A 16,057-nucleotide genomic window follows, 5' to 3' on the forward strand; every position below is an offset into this window, starting at 1 on the left:
TTGCCGGGTAGTAAAACCCCCACTGATTAAAGTTTCACTTTATATTTTCAGTTTACTCGTACATATTTTCAAACTTCAACATAAAGGAGAATGGCTGTATGGAGATTGCTAAAGGGATAGAAATGTTACAACTTGAATTTCAAGAATTTGTTATTCATCCAATTCTTTTATGGAATGATGAAATGGCAGTATTAATAGATACGGGTTTCCCAGGACAAATTGAAGATATACAAGTAGAGATGGAAAAGGTTGGGGTATCATTTGATAAGTTAAAAGTCGTGATTTTGACGCATCAGGATATTGATCATATAGGTAGTCTTCCGGAGTTGTTGCAGCGCTGTCGAAGTAATATTAAAGTTTATGCGCACGAACTAGATAAGCCATATATCGAGGGGGATTTACCTTTATTGAAGGACGGAAATATAGAGAACCGACCAAAAGGAAAAGTGAGTGATACTGTGATTGACGGGCAAGAACTTCCGTATTGCGGTGGAATACTAATTCTTCATACTCCAGGGCATACTCCGGGTCATATTAGTTTATATTTGAAACAAAGCAAAATTCTTGTCGCTGGAGACTCGATGTATAGTGTGAATGGAGTGTTAGGAGGAATTCATGCCCCAACAACTTTAAATATTATGGAAGCACGGCAGTCTTTGAAGAAGTATTTAAATTTACATATTGAATCTGTAGTTTGTTACCATGGGGGATTTAGTAAGGGGAATATAAATGTTCAACTTCAAAATTTGTAAAAGTTAAAGTGAAATTTTGTGTTAAACAGCATTGAAGTATAATCTGATTATTAGTATATAAATAAATTATAAAAGAGCATGTTTGAAAAAATTCAAACATGCTCTTTTATTAAAGCAAATCAGTTTAATATGAATGACCTAATCCGTTCCAATAAAAAGAAACGATTTCTTGTGATAATTCATCTATATTTGCAAGAATAGGATTGTGATTTTCATCTTTAAAATTCCCAATTGATAATAAAGATACGAAAGCATGGGCCGCAAATTTAGCGTTTCCTTTCGGGATTTCTCCGATGTGCATCGCATTATCGAGTGCTTTTTCTAGTACTTCATACATATTATCTTCAGCATTTTTTAATTGTTTCAATTGTTCTTCAGATAACGACAGTTTTGCATCTTTCATAAAATTTTTCATATCAATATCCATCGTTGCGTGTAAGTAAACTTTAGCGAAGTCTAATAATCTTTCTTCTAACGTTTTGTTTGTAGAGAGTATTTGAGACATATTCTCACGTATACGTACCATCATTTCGATCATAGTAGCGGTAAATAAATCGGCTTTTGTTGAATAGTAATAGTAGACAGTTGCTTTCGTAACACCACAAACTTTTGCGACCTCATCCATAGAAACGACTTGATAATTTTGTGTAAGAAATAAGCGAGTTGCTACTTCTAAAATGGTTTCTTTTGTAGATTTTGTATTTTTATTTTGACGCGGCCTTCCGAGAGGACGTTGTTTTTGTTCCAAATACATTCGCTCCTGACATTTATGATTGAGATAATTATAACATAATTTTCAATCATTCTTGATTAATTAACCGACCAGTATATATAATTAATAATGGAGGAAAAAAGGAAGGTGGGTTTTTATGAAAAAGCACCCGTTACATATGTTAGGGAGGCTTGTAGCAGGGAGAAATACGCAGTGGATCACTTTATCGGTGTGGATTCTTATTACATTATTACTTTCATTTACGTTACCACAAGTAAACAGTACGAAAGAGCCGAATCCGAAAAATTTACCTGAAACAGCTATGTCACAGCAAGCGGAAGCGCTTATGAAAAAAGAGTTTCCGAATAATGCAGGGAATCCGTTGTTAGTAGTATGGTATAGAGATGGTGGATTACAGTCACAGGATTATAAACTCATACAAGATGTTTATAAGGAGTTAAAAGCTAGTCCTTTAAAAGAACAATCAACGTTACCACCATTTGATACAATCCCAGAGCAAGTATTATCAAAAAGTGCGTCAAAAGATGGTACATCATTTGTTACACCGGTATTTTTTAATAAATCTGCTGGTACGGATATATTAAAAGGAAATCTTGAAGAGTTTAGAAAAATAGTGAATAGTAAGGTAGATGAAGATCCATTTAAACAAAAAATAAGTGAATCTGGTTTACATGTTCGATTATCAGGACCTGTAGGTATTCAAACGGATGCAGTTAGTTTATTTAGTCAAGCAGATGTGAAATTGTTAGTCGCTACTGTACTACTAGTGTTAGTTTTGTTAATTTTACTGTATCGTTCACCAATTTTAGCGATTTTACCTATACTTGTTGTTGGCTTTGCATACGGTATTATTAGTCCTACACTCGGTTTTTTAGCTGATCACGGATGGATTAAAGTAGATGCCCAAGCGATATCAATTATGACAGTATTATTGTTTGGCGCTGGAACGGACTATTGTCTATTTTTAATTTCGAGATATAGAGAGTACTTGTTAGAAGAAGAAAGTAAATATAAAGCATTGCAACTTGCGATTAAAGCATCTGGCGGTGCAATAATAATGAGTGCGTTAACTGTTGTACTTGGATTAGGAACATTACTACTTGCTCATTATGGTGCCTTTCATCGATTTGCAGTACCATTTAGTGTTGCTGTATTTATAATGGGAATCGCGGCTTTAACGATTTTACCAGCACTATTATTAATTTTCGGTAGAATTGCATTTTTCCCGTTTATACCGAGAACAACTTCAATGAATGAGGAGTTTGCAAGAAAGAAAAAGAGAGCTGTAAAAGTTGAAAAATCAAAAGGCTCCTTTAGTAAAAAACTTGGAGATATTGTAGTACGAAGACCGTGGACAATAATTATGCTAACTGTATTTGTATTAGGCGGATTGGCTTCATTCGTACCACGTATTCAATACACATATGACTTATTAGAGTCGTTTCCAAAGGATATGCCTTCTCGTGAAGGGTTTACGTTAATTAGTGATCATTTCTCAGCTGGTGAACTAGCACCAGTAAAAGTTGTTGTTGATACGAAAGGCAAAGAGCTTCCTATTAAACAAGAACTAGAGAAATTTTCTTTCGTAAATACAGTGAAAGAGCCAAAAGAGGGAAAAGAAAATAAGCAAATACAAATGTATGAAGTTTCTTTAGCGGAAAATCCATACTCAATTGAAGCGTTAGATCAAATTCCTAAATTGAAAAGTAATGTAGAAAAAGTATTAAAAGATGCTGGGATTAGTAATGCTGAAGAGCAATTGTGGATTGGTGGAGAAACAGCTTCATTATATGATACAAAGCAAATTACGGAACGTGATGAATCAGTAATTATTCCAGTAATGATTAGCATTATCGCTTTACTATTACTTGTCTATTTACGATCGGTTGTTGCGACGATTTATTTAATTGTAACCGTTGTCCTATCATTCTTCTCAGCGTTAGGAGCAGGATGGATATTACTTCATTACGGTATGGGAGCGCCGGCCATTCAAGGTGCGATACCGTTGTACGCATTCGTATTTTTAGTTGCTTTAGGTGAAGATTATAATATCTTTATGGTTTCAGAAATATGGAAAAACAGAAAGACACAAAATCACTTGGATGCAGTAAAAAATGGTGTAATACAAACAGGTAGTGTTATTACATCGGCAGGTTTAATTTTAGCAGGAACTTTTGCTGTGTTAGGTACACTTCCAATTCAAGTATTAGTTCAATTTGGTATTGTAACTGCAATTGGCGTATTACTAGATACGTTTATCGTAAGACCGTTACTTGTACCCGCGATTACAGTAGTTTTAGGTCGATTTGCTTTTTGGCCAGGTAAACTTTCAAGAAAGAGTGAAGAAATACAAAAGGTGGATGCATAGTGAAAAAAGCCAAGGATATTTCCCTTGGCTTTTTTCAATGTAGTTAATTAATTTTTTGAAGTCAAATCATCAGCTGCAGCGTGATCAGCATCTTCAATTGTTGTTTCGGGCATTCCGTATAAGCCGTTCATTGCTTGTTCTTCGATAGTAAGGTTTGCAGTAGTATTATTTTGAATAGATGTAGTGTTTTCAGTAACATGTTCTTTTTTATTCATATTTTTGTCATTCATGTATGTATCCTCCAAATTTCATTTGATTTATCTATAGTATGTGGATGGATTTCCAGAAATATGTGAATTGATTCTTACATATGTTATATAAATAAATAATTAGGGTCAAATGTAAACTGTTAGGAGTGAACAATTATGGTGAAAGCAAGGGAATTAGCCTTCTAAAATAAAAAGAAAATTTTAGGAGGCTATTAGAATGAAGTTTCATGTAATTGATAGAGAAGATTGGAATAGAGAGCAGCATTTTGAGCATTATTTAAAGTTGAAATGTACATTTAGTATGACTGTGAATGTTGATATCACGATGTTATTAGGGAAAGTATATCAAAAGGGAATAAAATTTTATCCCGTTTTTATATATTTAATTTCTAGAGTAGTAAATAATCATAAAAAATTTCGAACATGTTTTAACGATGAAGGAGTTGTAGGCTATTGGGAGGAAATGATACCGAGTTATACAATCTTTCATAAAGATGATAAGTCTTTTTCAAGTATATGGACGGATTATTCAAGTGATTTCCGCACTTTCTATAATAATTATGAAGACGATATGAGATGCTATGCTAGTGTTCATGGTCTTTTCACGAAAGAAAATATTCCGCCTAATGTATTTCCGATTTCTAGCATACCTTGGACTAGTTTTACTGGATTTAATCTTAATATTAATAATGATGAAAATTTTCTATTGCCAATTATAACTTGTGGGAAATATTTTAACGATGGAAACAAGGTTATGCTACCAGTTTCATTACAAGTACATCATTCGGTTTGTGATGGATATGATGCGAGTCAATTTATAGAAGATTTACAGCAGTTAAGTAATACTTGCAACGAGTGGCTTAAGTAATATCTAATTTTTAATTATATAAAGTGAAACTTTAATCAGTGGGGTGTCAGCCCCCGCTGATTATTAGCCCGACCCCCACCTAACTTCTTTGCTTTCGCTGAATTTTGAGGTGGGGGTCTTACTGCCCGGCAAATAGCGGGATAAAATTGAAAATGAATAAAAGAAGAGACCATGTTTATATTACATGGTCTCTTTTTATTATTCATTAATACTAAGTAATCGTGGAAAATATAGGGTGATTTGTAGTTTAATAGTAAAGAGGGTGATTAGTGTTAATTTTCTTTGTTTTTAAAAATTTAAGGATATAAATGTTTTAATAGGGGGTAATAAAGTGAAGTTCATAAGCATTGAAAAAGATGAGATCCTAATTGAGAATATGGCAAATTTGTATTGTAAAGTATTTGAGAAAACAAATTTCAATGAAATGATCGAGAGAATGAACAGGCATATAGAATATACAGGTTTTAAAGGTATAGTAGCAATAAATGATGAAAATGAAGTAGTTGGTTTTACTTATGGTTATCGCTCAATCGAGGGACAGTACTATAATCAATTAATGAGAGAAGCGTTACATCTAGAGCAAGTAGACGAATGGTTACAAGATTGTTTTGAATTTGTAGAGTTAGCAGTCCACCCACAATATCAAAATGAAGGTCTTGGAACGAAATTACATAATGAATTATTAGAAGGGATTCCAAATAGAACGAGTGTTTTAACAACACAAATAAACAATGAAAAAGCACGTTCGTTATATGAAAGATTAGATTGGGTAAATGTATTAGAACCAGTTCATCCAAGTAAAAATGATGTACCATATGTAATAATGGGAAAAGCATTAAAAACAAAAGTGAATTGATAATTATGCCATTCACAAAAATGGTTGGTTTGTAATAATGAAGGGGAAAACGAAAATGACGAAAATATCTATAGAAAAAGCTACAATTTTAGATGCTGAGAAATTAACAGAAATAATGAAAAGAACATTTGATGCAGAAGCAAAACAATGGCTATACGGCCAAGATGATGTCATTGATTATAACATTCAACCGCCAGGATATTCTTCAGTTGAAATGATGGAATATTCCATTGAAGAATTGGATTCTTTCAAAGTTGTAATGGATAAAGAAATAATCGGAGGGATAATAGTTACGATTTCTGGTAAGTCGTACGGTCGAATTGATCGTATTTTTGTAGATCCTGTTTATCAAGGAAAAGGAATTGGATCACATGTTATGAAATTAATAGAAAAGGAATATCCGAACATAAAGATTTGGGATCTCGAAACATCTAGTAGACAAATTAACAATCATCACTTTTATAAAAAGATGGGTTACCAAATGATTTTTGAATCGGAAGATGAGTATTGTTACGTGAAAAGAATAAAAACAAGCTCAAACAAAGCGAGTGTAGTTACAAATAAAGATATGAAAAATAGTCAATACGAAAACTGTAATTTAGCAAATACAGAGTATTATCAAGTGAATTTAAAAAACAGTTCATTTGTTGGTAGCAATATAATGAATATGAATATGAGTAATTGTAATGTAAGTCAATCCAAGTTTAGAAATATAAATTTTAGAAGGTCATCATATGCAGATTTAAATCTTTCTGGCAGTAAATTTAATTTGGTGACTTTAGGTGGAGTGCAATTTAAAAATACAAGTCTCGGAGATGAGAAGGAACCTATTGTATTCGATAAATGTGATTTGGAAGGTAGCACTATAAGTAATAGTAATCTGAAAAATATTGAAATAGAAAATTGTGATATAGTCGGCATGAAACTAAATGGTATTCTGATTGAAAATTTGCTTGATTTATATAACAAGGTGAAAAGTTAACCAAATCCATATAGTCGTTAATCTTTTTGGAAATTAAGTATTATATCGAAATAATTATGTAAAAATGACATAAAGAAATACGGGCGAGAAGGTCATTCGTGAACGTTTCTAGAATACACACAAATATATTGTTATTTATATGGAGGAGAGAAAGATGGGAATCAACGTTAGAGCAGTAGAAATACAAGATGCTAGAGCAATTCATCGTATATGTATACAGGATGGCGTTTTACCGTATATGGTTTTCTTACCTAGCATGCGTGTAGAAGCTATGGAAAATAGAATTCGAAATTTAGCACCAAATCAATTTGAATTTGTTGCAGAATATGATGGAGAAGTTGTTGGGTTTGTAGGTTTAACACAAAGTCTGGGCCGAAGATCTCATTCAGGCGATTTATTCATTGGGGTAGACAGTGAATATCATAATAAAGGAATTGGGAGAGTACTTCTTACGAAGATGCTTGATTTGGCTGATAATTGGTTAATGTTAGAGAGAGTAGAACTAGGTGTGTTAGAAACGAATCCAAAAGCAAAAGCTTTATATGAAAAATTTGGATTTGTAGAAGAGGGAGTAAAGATAGGGAATTTGAAAGCTCATGGAAAGTTTATTAATGAAATTATGATGAGTCGTTTTAGACCGAATGGTTTAATTGTACATAATGAATAGTTAAAAGCATGACAGTATACTGTCATGCTTTTTTATTAGAACTTGGCTGCAATAAAAATAATACTAAACCGATAAAAATAACGGTAATTCCTAGTCCTTGTTGTAAAGAAATGGTCTCATGTAATATAAAGTACGCTAGTATACAAGTGCCAATTGTTTCACCTAAAATACTCATTGAAATTACAGTAGCACTCATCCATTTTAATAACCAATTAAAAATGGTTTGTCCTAAAATTGTAGCAATGAAAGCTAATCCAATAAAGCACAACCAAGTTTGTGTAGAGTAATGGATGAAAGATTCTTGTTGCGTGAAAGCAAATATGCCAAGAAAGCCAGCACTACTTCCATAACTAATTACTGAATAGGGTATAAGTGACAAATCTTTACGAACGTGTTGGCTAATGAAAAAATAAGCAGTAATGATACCGGCAGCAATAAATGCTAAAATATCTCCATATAAAGCTTCTCCACTAATTTGGAAATCTTGCCAGCCAATGATGATACTACCTGAAATAGCGATGAGGCAACCAATAACTGCTCCTTTCGTAAATCTCTCCTTAAATAAAAAATAACCACCAATCATTGAGAACAAAGGTTGTAACGTTACGATAACTGTAGAGCTTGCTACAGAAGTATATTGTAATGATTCAAACCATAGTACATAATGTGCAGCTAAAAATAGCCCAGATACGAATCCAAGTGCCCATTGTTTTTTCGTTAAAGTTTTTAGCTCATTTCGACTATTTTTATTAAATAGTAATAACGGTAACAGAATTAGTGTGGCAAAGAATAATCGGTAAAAAGCAATGATTGTCGCAGGAGCATCTGCCAATTTTACAAAAATTGCTGAAGTTGATAAGGCGAATACACCAAAAAATAAGCTGCAATATGAAAGAATAGTTGATTTCAAAGTTTGTCCCTCCGATAGAATGTTTATTATAATAAACTTAATGCGATATAATGTACAAAAGTAAGTATATAAGTCCCAGAGATAATAGGGAAGGGTTATTTGCCTTTGTTTAGTATGTCAGCACAAAGACAACGAAACATGCATTATGATGGACGAAAGGAAGTTTTACTATGATACATGATAGGCTTGGACAAACGGTATTAAGTTATCGTAAGAAAAATAATATGACAATTCGTGATTTCGCTGATTATGCGGGGATTAGTACATCACTAATTAGCCAAATTGAAAGAGGACATGCTAATCCTTCTTTAAATGTTTTGGAATTAATTGCAAAAGCATTAAATGTACCGCTGTTTACACTTTTTATTAACGATATTGATACAGATTCGCTCATTTCTAAGAAAAAAGATCGAAAAAAAGTATATCGGGAAAACAATGATCACATTGTATATGATGTATTAACACCTGATTTTATGAAAGCACGTATTGAAATGTTAATGATGGATTTAAATAAACAAGCAAATACAACAGAAAGCCATTATTCCCATGAAGATAAGGAAGAGATTGCTGTTATTATGAAAGGGGAAGTGTATGTGGAATTGGAGGGAAAAGAATATTTTTTAGAAGAAGGCGATGTTGTACGTATTCCACCGAATGTGAAGCATCGATTTTTGAATAAAAGTGATGAATCGAATCACATTTTATTTGTCCTGACACCATCTTTAGGATGAAAATATAGTGATTTTTATTAGGAGAGGAAAAAAATGGAAAACAAAAGTATTTTAAAAGGCGGTCTTTCAATTATTTCTCAATGTAAAAAAGAAACAAATGATATTTGGCATGCACATTTTGGAGCAGCTGCAATTGCTAGTTATTTTTTTATGAAAGATAATAATATTGATGAAGAAACAGCTCGTAATATGTATTCGCAAACAAGGATGATGCTGAACAAGAAAAAAATTGGTGAGATGATTGATGATAAAAAAGAAATAGATTTTCAGATTGCGGAAAATATGATTATAAAATCTTTAGAACAAACGATTGATGAGCTTCATTGGGTGGGGCATAACGTCATTTATGCGTCATTGAGTTTATTAGCTATGAAAGAGCTACAAAAATGGGGTGATAATCAAGCAATTGAAGGGATTACTACTCTTATTTTATCATTTCGAAAAACAATTCCAGGTAGATCGTGGATTGGTTATACGACGAAAGAAGTAAAACAATTAAGTTTTGAAGAGGAGATACAAAGTGAATTGAATAATCCAACACAAGTATCTCAGTTCATTTTAAATGAGTTATCGAAATTTAATAGTATTTATCGAGCGGAATCACATCATGATTTAATTGGCCATTTGCTTACATACTCCCACGCAATTAATATAATGTACGATTTAGGACATATAGATATATTTCAACGAGGGATACGTCCGCTTTTAAAACTAGTATACGTACTAAGAGCTAGCCAAAAGCTCAAGCTGAATACGGAAATAACTTTACACTCACCTATAGATCGATTACCTTTAATTCAATCTAAACGTGCAAATATTTTACCAACTGAAAATATATTTTGGATAAAAGACTATAGTGAATTCGATTGGGATTTTGGTCATGTATTTAAATTCTCATATAGTTATTTTAATCATATACAGAGAGCTCCAAATTATAAAGATATCACATTAGAAAAATTCCGTTATGTTATTAATTCTTAATGAACGTTAATGATCTGTAAAAGGAAGTTTAATCTAGTTTCTTTTTTTGTTAGTAGTATATTATTTTTTCAAATATGTAAGATTTTACATGCGTATTTTACTTTTACTAATTATGTAAGTAGGCTATACTGAAATACATACATTTTATTTTTGGAGAGATGTAAAACGACATGGAACTAGCGAAATTGGAGAAAGTAATTGAAATAAAAAAAGAAGAACTTTTATATTTAGTATCGGATTATGGAATTCAACATGAAAAAGTATTGGCATTGAGTCAAGAACTAGACAAATTAATCAATTACTTTATGTTTTTAAAATAAAGAGAACTATGACGGGGTTTGTAAATGTTATAGTTCTTTTTTATTAGGTAATTTGAAAATATATTAAAATATATTGTCTAATTTCTTACAGAATGCGCAACTTGCTAGTCGAATATAAGGACTTTTGGTTATAATAAAAAGGAATTATTAATTGTATCGGTTAGGAGCGCAGCACATATGAAAACAGTTGTTGTTATCGGTGGAGGTATAACGGGACTTTCTACTATGTTTTATTTAGAAAAATTAAAAAAGGATTATAATATCGATTTAAATTTAATTCTTATTGAGAAAGAAGAGTATTTAGGTGGTAAAATCCATAGTGTGGAAGAAAAGGATTTCATTATGGAGTCAGGGGCGGATTCAATCGTTGCTCGTAATGAACATGTTATGCCACTTGTAAAAGATTTAAATTTAGAAAATGAAATGGTATATAATGAAACGGGTATTTCTTACATATATTCTGAAAACATGTTACATCCAATTCCTTCTGATACTATATTTGGGATACCGATGAGTGCCCGGTCGTTGTTTAGCAGTACGCTAGTCTCAACGAAGGGGAAAATCGTAGCTTTAAAAGATTTCATAACGAAAAATAAAGAGTTTACGAAAGATACATCACTTGCTCTATTTTTAGAAAGCTTTTTAGGGAAAGAGTTAGTGGAAAGACAAATTGCTCCTGTGCTTTCAGGCGTATATTCTGGTAAATTGAATGAGCTTACAATGGCATCTACATTACCGTATTTACTGGATTATAAAAATAAGTATGGAAGTATTATTAAAGGTTTTGAAGAGAATAAAAAACAATTTCAATCAGCAGGAAATAAAAAATTCGTATCATTTAAGGGTGGATTATCTACGATAATTAATCGCTTAGAAGAAGTGCTGACTGAAACTGTCGTAAAAAAAGGTGCTATAACGACGGCTGTAAGTAAACAAGAAGATCGATATGAGATTTCTTTTGCAAATCATGAAACAATACAAGCAGATTATGTTGTTTTAGCAGCTCCACATGATATAGCGCAAACTTTATTACAGTCTAATGAGTTAAATGAGCAGTTTAATACATTTAAAAACTCATCTCTTATTAGTATTTATTTAGGATTTGACATACTAGATGAACAACTACCAGCTGACGGTACGGGGTTTATTGTAACGGAAAACAGTGATTTACATTGTGATGCTTGTACATGGACAAGTCGAAAGTGGAAACATACATCGGGTAAACAAAAATTATTAGTTAGAATGTTTTATAAGAGTACCAATCCGGTATATGAAACAATCAAGGATTACAATGAAGAAGAATTAGTACGAGTAGCTTTATATGATATTGAAAAGAGTCTCGGAATTAAAGGTGAACCAGAAGTAGTTGAAGTTACAAATTGGAAAGATTTAATGCCGAAATATCATTTAGAACATAATCAAGCGGTTCAAGCATTGCAAGAAAAAATGACAAATCTTTATCCAAATGTATATTTAGCTGGTGCCTCATATTACGGTGTTGGAATTGGTGCGTGTATTGGAAATGGAAAGAATATTGCCAATGAAATAATGGCTACATTAAATAAATAATACTGTAGAATAAATAAAAACTGTTCCTTCAGCAAAATGAAGGAACAGTTTTTATTTATTTTATTTGAATGGAAATTTTATTGTTTTTTACATTGTTTTCTTTTATTGTTAATGTTATTTCTCCAGATTCTTTAAATGAATACGGTGATAGTTGATAAATATCTTTTATATCATGTTTTTCTTGTAATTTACTTATCGGTATTAATACGATATTTGGCTTCCATGTTTCTTGTTTTCCTGAAGGATATTCTATAAGTATTACCGGATTTTTTAACTGCATTTTTTTCCAAGAGACGAAATATAGTTGAACTTCAGTATCTTTTTTTAATAATTCTTCGGAGAAATAACCGAATTCGCCTACATTACCGAAAACAGTGTAGTTTTGATTTTTTAATTTAATATCTAAATAACTAGGTTGATATGTTACTGCATGATAAGTTCCATATGAAAGTGAGAGTATGGCAGCGATTAAAATACCGATTGAAAATGTCTTAAAGCTATTGCCTTTAAAGTTAGTCATCATGAAAGAGTTTGGTGTGAATTTTTTTGCGAATAAAAAAATAAGTAATATGAGTAAGAGGGATAAGCCGATGAATATATACATAGGAAATTTACACCTCCACAATAAAATAATATATTAACTATATTTTACCATAAATGTATGGGGTAGGGTGGTTGTTTGGAAGGAGAAAATGAAGAAACAATTTTTTTTACAGTTCTTGATAATTTGAAATTCGATTTATGGAAATTATAGCGTAATGTTTGAGTAGTAATCAGAAGGTATCCAATTCGTGTATATAGAATAAAGAGGGAATGCGTCATTAGAAATGTTTGATTTATGGAACAATAAGGACTTTAGTAATTATAAATATTTTTTCTGATATAATGAATGAGTAGAGAGAAAGGAGTGATCCTATGGCATTTCCTATATTAGAAACAGAACGCTTACGTTTAGTTGAAATAGAACAATCTTATTGTCAAAAAATATATGAAATCTTTTCATTGGATGAAGTAACGTGTTATTACGGTATGAATTCTTTTACGGAGTTTGGACAAGCTTCACGTATGATCGAATCTTTTTCGAAAAATTACTTTGAGAAAAAGGCAATACGATGGGGAATTGTGTTAAAAGAAACGAACGTTTTAATAGGAACAATTGGACTAAACAATTTACAATTATGGAGTAAACGATCTGAGATTGGATATGACCTGCATCCTCGTTATTGGGGAAATGGTTATGCGTCAGAAGCGTCTCGAGAAATTATTGATTATGGGTTTAAAGATTTGGGTTTGTTTAGAATTGGAGCTATTACATATCCTGAAAATGTTACTTCTTGTAGAATGTTATCTAAAATCGGCTTTCAAAAGGAAGGTCTATTGCGCGGATATATTCATCAAGGAAATAAGCAACACGATGCATTATTGTATTCTATAGTGCGAACTGATATTGAAGACATAAATTTATAATAAAAAAAACCTCTTAATTAAAAGAGGTTTTTTTTTATTATAAATTAACCTAATTTAGGTAATAAACGTTCTCCGCTTTTCATGCTACTTTTACATAAAGGGCATTTAGGCTCTTCTTCAAATGAAAAGTTCTTTCTCATCCATCCTAAACAATCCTCTGATTCACATTCCCAAACAGGGGTTTGTTCTGGTGGTACTTCTGCTACATCGTTCTTTCGATTGCGATACATGTAACCACTCCTTTTATGTAAAAAATTTTAGTTATATATTAAAAAGGTTGTTAACCTTGCTGGTAACAACCTTTTTATTGTTTGAATTATAGCTTTACAACGTTTTTAGCTTGAGGTCCGCGGTTACCTTCTTCAACTTCGAAGCTAACTTCTTGACCTTCGTCAAGAGACTTGAAGCCGTCGCCAGTGATAGCTGAGAAGTGAACGAATACGTCGTTACCGTCTGCAACTTCGATGAAACCGAAACCTTTTTCGCTGTTAAACCATTTTACTTTACCTGTTAATGTCATGGTAATGCCTCCTAAAAGTAGAAAAATTACAATATGATCGGCCTTATTTGAATGAAAATAAAAGTTCACATATTATCAAAAACCCATAAGGAGTACAAAATGTCCCTGATTGATACTTGATAATATGCAAAGAAAATATAGTGTTAAATTGACCTTAATTACTATCTTACAACAAATGGTGGGAAATAGCAAGTGCTGGTAATACCACTGAGTAATCTGGGTGATAATAGTAAAGGCACAAAGGCACCTCTTTTATTTATATATTATTCCTAATTTGGATTTATGCAAAATCATGTAAGAAAAACTTAGAGTAAATATTAATAATGTATTTTTTGTGGTAAAATATGGTTGTTACTGTTGGTAGTTAAATATTATAAAAGGAGAAAAGAAAGTGAAAAATAATTCATTTATAATAATTGAAGCAGCAAAAGCAGGGAGAAAAAAGGTCCACCCAGTCTTTGCTGTAATATTAGCCATTATATTTTTGACTTTAGGCGAACTTTTTATGTTATTTATGTTATTTTTACCAAAAGCTGAAACGATATTCATGAAAGGTATTTATGACAATGTTAGAATGGTGTTAACGTTTGGCGGAGCTATATTTATTTTATTTATATGGGTTCGTTTTGTAGAAAAAAGACCTTTTTCATCCATTGGTTTTTGGAAAGAGAAATGGATGAGAAATTATTTAAAAGGTGCGTTAATGGGGTTTGTATTTATTTCAACGCCAGTTATTCTACTATTATTAATGGGGAGTGTGAAATTGCAAGTACAACATATTACCTCAACAGTGATAGTAGGAATAGTAGGATCTCTAGTTGCATTTTTAATACAAGGGGCAACGGAAGAAATTATTGTACGAGGTTGGTTATTCCCGGTTCTTTCTGTTAGAAGTCGTATATGGGTTGGAATAATTGTAACTTCATTTTTATTTGGATTTCTTCATCTACTTAATCCGGGAATTACAATATTATCTATATCGAATATAATATTAGTGGGTGTTTTCGCAGCTTTATACGTATTGAAAGAAGACGGTCTGTGGGGAATATGTGCATGGCACTCAATTTGGAACTGGGCTCAATATAATGTATATGGTTTTGCAGTTAGTGGCACAACTGTATATTCTACTCCAATTTTTAAGTCTATAACAAATGGCCCCGAATTCCTTCATGGAGGCACGTTCGGAATTGAAGGTAGTATCATTACAACAATCATGCTCGCTATTGCTTCAATTGTTTTATGGAGAAAGTTATGGGGAAGAAAAGTGAAACAACGAAATTTTAGTTAATGAAAGAGGGAGAAACTATGGGGATAATAGCATTTGAGGGAGCAAGCGCTGTTGGTAAAAGTACCACGTGCCGTGAATTAGAAAAGAATTATGGTGCTTATATAATACCTGAAGTGAATTCTTTATTTGAAAGGCCAAAAAATGAACATAGAACATGGTATTTTGAAAAACAAGTTGAGCGCTGGAATATAGCTGTTCAGAAGTCAGAGCAATATGAATTAGTAATACTTGATGGTGATATATTTCAGCCACTTAGTTATAATTGGTGTTTTCATTTTGATATATTTAATCAGCCATTATCTTTAATAGAAAATTTTTATAAAGAAAAGATGTTAAATAGGGAAATTGGTTTTCCGGATCAATATTTTTATTTATATACGAACGATGGAGAACTTAGAAAGCGGAAAGTATATGATGAAACGAAAAGAAGGAGAAACTTTGAAAAACATTTACATATATCAAAATCGTTTCAGCGTTATTATGAAAATTTAAATACTGTTACAGATGGGTATTGTAAATTAATTGAGGCGAAAAGTGTAAGAAATAATGAATTAGAAATAGTGAGAAACTCAAAAAATTTGAACGTGTGTGAAGAAAGAAGTTTTGATGTTTCGAGGTTAGATGCTATTACGAAGTGGTTAAAAGAAAATCGTGCATAAAGTAAAAACAACGAGTGTTGTAGAACGCGCTCGTTGTTTTTTTTGCTTCTTTATAAATATAAAGGAAAAATTTGTAGAATACTTTCAATATTTAACAGAATAATCTTTTAATTTTAAAGAAAAAGAAATACAATATGAGAAAGTATATATAAATAATATGATAGGGGATGGGATGCG

Annotated in this window: 19 protein-coding genes; 13 read left to right on the forward strand and 6 right to left on the reverse strand. The window is 31.9% G+C overall.

The features are described 5' to 3' along the window. Positions 1-98: 98 nt before the first annotated feature. Positions 99-752: an MBL fold metallo-hydrolase gene (locus tag ACQRBL_RS11435; RefSeq protein WP_000401481.1), complete on the forward strand. Its 654-nt coding sequence runs from the start codon at positions 99-101 to the stop codon at positions 750-752. 124 nt (positions 753-876) lie between these two features. On the opposite strand, the gene ACQRBL_RS11440 is transcribed toward ACQRBL_RS11435, so the two are convergent. Next, the gene (locus ACQRBL_RS11440; RefSeq protein WP_000436026.1) at positions 877-1,500 is read right to left on the reverse strand and encodes a TetR/AcrR family transcriptional regulator; all 624 of its coding nucleotides are present in this window, start codon (positions 1,498-1,500) and stop codon (positions 877-879) included. A gap of 121 nt (positions 1,501-1,621) precedes the next feature. On the opposite strand from ACQRBL_RS11440, the gene ACQRBL_RS11445 reads away from it, so the two are divergent. Next, positions 1,622-3,853 carry an MMPL family transporter gene (locus ACQRBL_RS11445; protein ID WP_000716587.1) on the forward strand — a complete coding sequence of 744 codons (2,232 nt, stop codon included), beginning with the start codon at positions 1,622-1,624 and terminating at the stop codon, positions 3,851-3,853. A gap of 47 nt (positions 3,854-3,900) precedes the next feature. Here ACQRBL_RS11445 and ACQRBL_RS11450 read toward each other — a convergent pair whose 3' ends face one another. Continuing rightward, positions 3,901-4,083 (reverse strand): DUF4021 domain-containing protein, encoded by a 183-nt coding sequence (locus ACQRBL_RS11450; protein ID WP_411996321.1) that lies wholly within the window; start codon positions 4,081-4,083, stop codon positions 3,901-3,903. A gap of 196 nt (positions 4,084-4,279) precedes the next feature. Between ACQRBL_RS11450 and catA the strand changes: the two genes are divergently transcribed. The 4 genes from catA (at position 4,280) to ACQRBL_RS11470 (ending at position 7,435) form a co-directional block, all read left to right on the forward strand. Further along, on the forward strand, positions 4,280-4,930 hold the full coding sequence (gene catA / locus ACQRBL_RS11455) for a type A chloramphenicol O-acetyltransferase (protein ID WP_097961598.1): 651 nt from the start codon (positions 4,280-4,282) through the stop codon (positions 4,928-4,930). Between the two features lie 331 nt (positions 4,931-5,261). Continuing rightward, positions 5,262-5,786 carry a GNAT family N-acetyltransferase gene (locus ACQRBL_RS11460; RefSeq protein WP_411996322.1) on the forward strand — a complete coding sequence of 175 codons (525 nt, stop codon included), beginning with the start codon at positions 5,262-5,264 and terminating at the stop codon, positions 5,784-5,786. 37 nt (positions 5,787-5,823) lie between these two features. After that, entirely contained in the window at positions 5,824-6,768 is a 945-nt protein-coding gene (locus ACQRBL_RS11465) for a GNAT family N-acetyltransferase (RefSeq protein ID WP_043924656.1), read from the forward strand. 154 nt (positions 6,769-6,922) lie between these two features. After that, the gene (locus ACQRBL_RS11470; RefSeq protein WP_411996323.1) at positions 6,923-7,435 is read left to right on the forward strand and encodes a GNAT family N-acetyltransferase; all 513 of its coding nucleotides are present in this window, start codon (positions 6,923-6,925) and stop codon (positions 7,433-7,435) included. Positions 7,436-7,457: 22 nt separating this feature from the next. Here ACQRBL_RS11470 and ACQRBL_RS11475 read toward each other — a convergent pair whose 3' ends face one another. Beyond that, positions 7,458-8,345 (reverse strand): DMT family transporter, encoded by an 888-nt coding sequence (locus ACQRBL_RS11475; protein ID WP_000843094.1) that lies wholly within the window; start codon positions 8,343-8,345, stop codon positions 7,458-7,460. A gap of 170 nt (positions 8,346-8,515) precedes the next feature. On the opposite strand from ACQRBL_RS11475, the gene ACQRBL_RS11480 reads away from it, so the two are divergent. From ACQRBL_RS11480 to ACQRBL_RS11495, 4 genes are all read left to right on the forward strand, one after another. Beyond that, the gene (locus ACQRBL_RS11480) at positions 8,516-9,076 is read left to right on the forward strand and encodes a helix-turn-helix domain-containing protein (protein ID WP_000581028.1); all 561 of its coding nucleotides are present in this window, start codon (positions 8,516-8,518) and stop codon (positions 9,074-9,076) included. A 33-nt stretch (positions 9,077-9,109) separates the two neighbouring features. Beyond that, a complete protein-coding gene (locus ACQRBL_RS11485) occupies positions 9,110-10,057 on the forward strand; it encodes a hypothetical protein (protein ID WP_411996324.1) in 948 nt (315 codons plus the stop codon). 170 nt (positions 10,058-10,227) lie between these two features. After that, a complete protein-coding gene (locus ACQRBL_RS11490; protein WP_000417698.1) occupies positions 10,228-10,377 on the forward strand; it encodes an aspartyl-phosphate phosphatase Spo0E family protein in 150 nt (49 codons plus the stop codon). Positions 10,378-10,554: 177 nt separating this feature from the next. Then, a complete protein-coding gene (locus tag ACQRBL_RS11495) occupies positions 10,555-11,946 on the forward strand; it encodes a protoporphyrinogen oxidase (RefSeq protein WP_078993332.1) in 1,392 nt (463 codons plus the stop codon). 55 nt (positions 11,947-12,001) lie between these two features. On the opposite strand, the gene ACQRBL_RS11500 is transcribed toward ACQRBL_RS11495, so the two are convergent. Then, the gene (locus ACQRBL_RS11500; RefSeq protein ID WP_000275232.1) at positions 12,002-12,550 is read right to left on the reverse strand and encodes a hypothetical protein; all 549 of its coding nucleotides are present in this window, start codon (positions 12,548-12,550) and stop codon (positions 12,002-12,004) included. A 311-nt stretch (positions 12,551-12,861) separates the two neighbouring features. Here ACQRBL_RS11500 and ACQRBL_RS11505 point away from each other — a divergent pair, with 311 nt between their 5' ends. After that, positions 12,862-13,413, forward strand: a complete 552-nt coding sequence (locus ACQRBL_RS11505; protein ID WP_000885400.1) for a GNAT family N-acetyltransferase — start codon at positions 12,862-12,864, stop codon at positions 13,411-13,413. A 44-nt stretch (positions 13,414-13,457) separates the two neighbouring features. Here ACQRBL_RS11505 and ACQRBL_RS11510 read toward each other — a convergent pair whose 3' ends face one another. Together ACQRBL_RS11510 and cspD are read right to left on the reverse strand one after the other, a co-directional pair. Further along, complete coding sequence (locus ACQRBL_RS11510) at positions 13,458-13,643, reverse strand: cold-shock protein (RefSeq protein WP_000286203.1); 186 nt, start codon at positions 13,641-13,643, stop codon at positions 13,458-13,460. Between the two features lie 86 nt (positions 13,644-13,729). After that, positions 13,730-13,933, reverse strand: coding sequence for a cold-shock protein CspD (cspD, locus tag ACQRBL_RS11515; protein WP_000176366.1), 204 nt, complete (start codon positions 13,931-13,933; stop codon positions 13,730-13,732). 391 nt (positions 13,934-14,324) lie between these two features. Between cspD and ACQRBL_RS11520 the strand changes: the two genes are divergently transcribed. Together ACQRBL_RS11520 and ACQRBL_RS11525 are read left to right on the forward strand one after the other, a co-directional pair. After that, positions 14,325-15,221, forward strand: coding sequence for a CPBP family intramembrane glutamic endopeptidase (locus ACQRBL_RS11520; protein ID WP_000794825.1), 897 nt, complete (start codon positions 14,325-14,327; stop codon positions 15,219-15,221). Continuing rightward, a complete protein-coding gene (locus ACQRBL_RS11525; protein ID WP_411996325.1) occupies positions 15,221-15,880 on the forward strand; it encodes a chloramphenicol acetyltransferase in 660 nt (219 codons plus the stop codon). The genes ACQRBL_RS11520 and ACQRBL_RS11525 overlap by 1 nt, the downstream gene beginning before the upstream one ends. The last annotated feature ends 177 nt before the right edge of the window (positions 15,881-16,057 follow it).

This window comes from Bacillus sp. AF62 (assembly GCF_050312695.1).
GTDB lineage: Bacteria > Bacillota > Bacilli > Bacillales > Bacillaceae_G > Bacillus_A > Bacillus_A cereus.

Bases quoted from the DNA above. Each gene is read 5' to 3' on its own strand.
- ACQRBL_RS11435 (WP_000401481.1), top strand. From the start codon at position 99: ATGGAGATTGCTAAAGGGATAGAAATGTTACAACTTGAATTTCAAGAA.
- ACQRBL_RS11480 (WP_000581028.1), top strand. From the start codon at position 8,516: ATGATACATGATAGGCTTGGACAAACGGTATTAAGTTATCGTAAGAAA.
- catA (WP_097961598.1), top strand. From the start codon at position 4,280: ATGAAGTTTCATGTAATTGATAGAGAAGATTGGAATAGAGAGCAGCAT.
- ACQRBL_RS11510 (WP_000286203.1), bottom strand. From the start codon at position 13,643: ATGTATCGCAATCGAAAGAACGATGTAGCAGAAGTACCACCAGAACAA.
- cspD (WP_000176366.1), bottom strand. From the start codon at position 13,933: ATGACATTAACAGGTAAAGTAAAATGGTTTAACAGCGAAAAAGGTTTC.
- ACQRBL_RS11450 (WP_411996321.1), bottom strand. From the start codon at position 4,083: ATGAATGACAAAAATATGAATAAAAAAGAACATGTTACTGAAAACACT.
- ACQRBL_RS11500 (WP_000275232.1), bottom strand. From the start codon at position 12,550: ATGTATATATTCATCGGCTTATCCCTCTTACTCATATTACTTATTTTT.
- ACQRBL_RS11505 (WP_000885400.1), top strand. From the start codon at position 12,862: ATGGCATTTCCTATATTAGAAACAGAACGCTTACGTTTAGTTGAAATA.
- ACQRBL_RS11495 (WP_078993332.1), top strand. From the start codon at position 10,555: ATGAAAACAGTTGTTGTTATCGGTGGAGGTATAACGGGACTTTCTACT.
- ACQRBL_RS11525 (WP_411996325.1), top strand. From the start codon at position 15,221: ATGAAAGAGGGAGAAACTATGGGGATAATAGCATTTGAGGGAGCAAGC.
- ACQRBL_RS11485 (WP_411996324.1), top strand. From the start codon at position 9,110: ATGGAAAACAAAAGTATTTTAAAAGGCGGTCTTTCAATTATTTCTCAA.
- ACQRBL_RS11490 (WP_000417698.1), top strand. From the start codon at position 10,228: ATGGAACTAGCGAAATTGGAGAAAGTAATTGAAATAAAAAAAGAAGAA.
- ACQRBL_RS11445 (WP_000716587.1), top strand. From the start codon at position 1,622: ATGAAAAAGCACCCGTTACATATGTTAGGGAGGCTTGTAGCAGGGAGA.
- ACQRBL_RS11470 (WP_411996323.1), top strand. From the start codon at position 6,923: ATGGGAATCAACGTTAGAGCAGTAGAAATACAAGATGCTAGAGCAATT.
- ACQRBL_RS11465 (WP_043924656.1), top strand. From the start codon at position 5,824: ATGAAGGGGAAAACGAAAATGACGAAAATATCTATAGAAAAAGCTACA.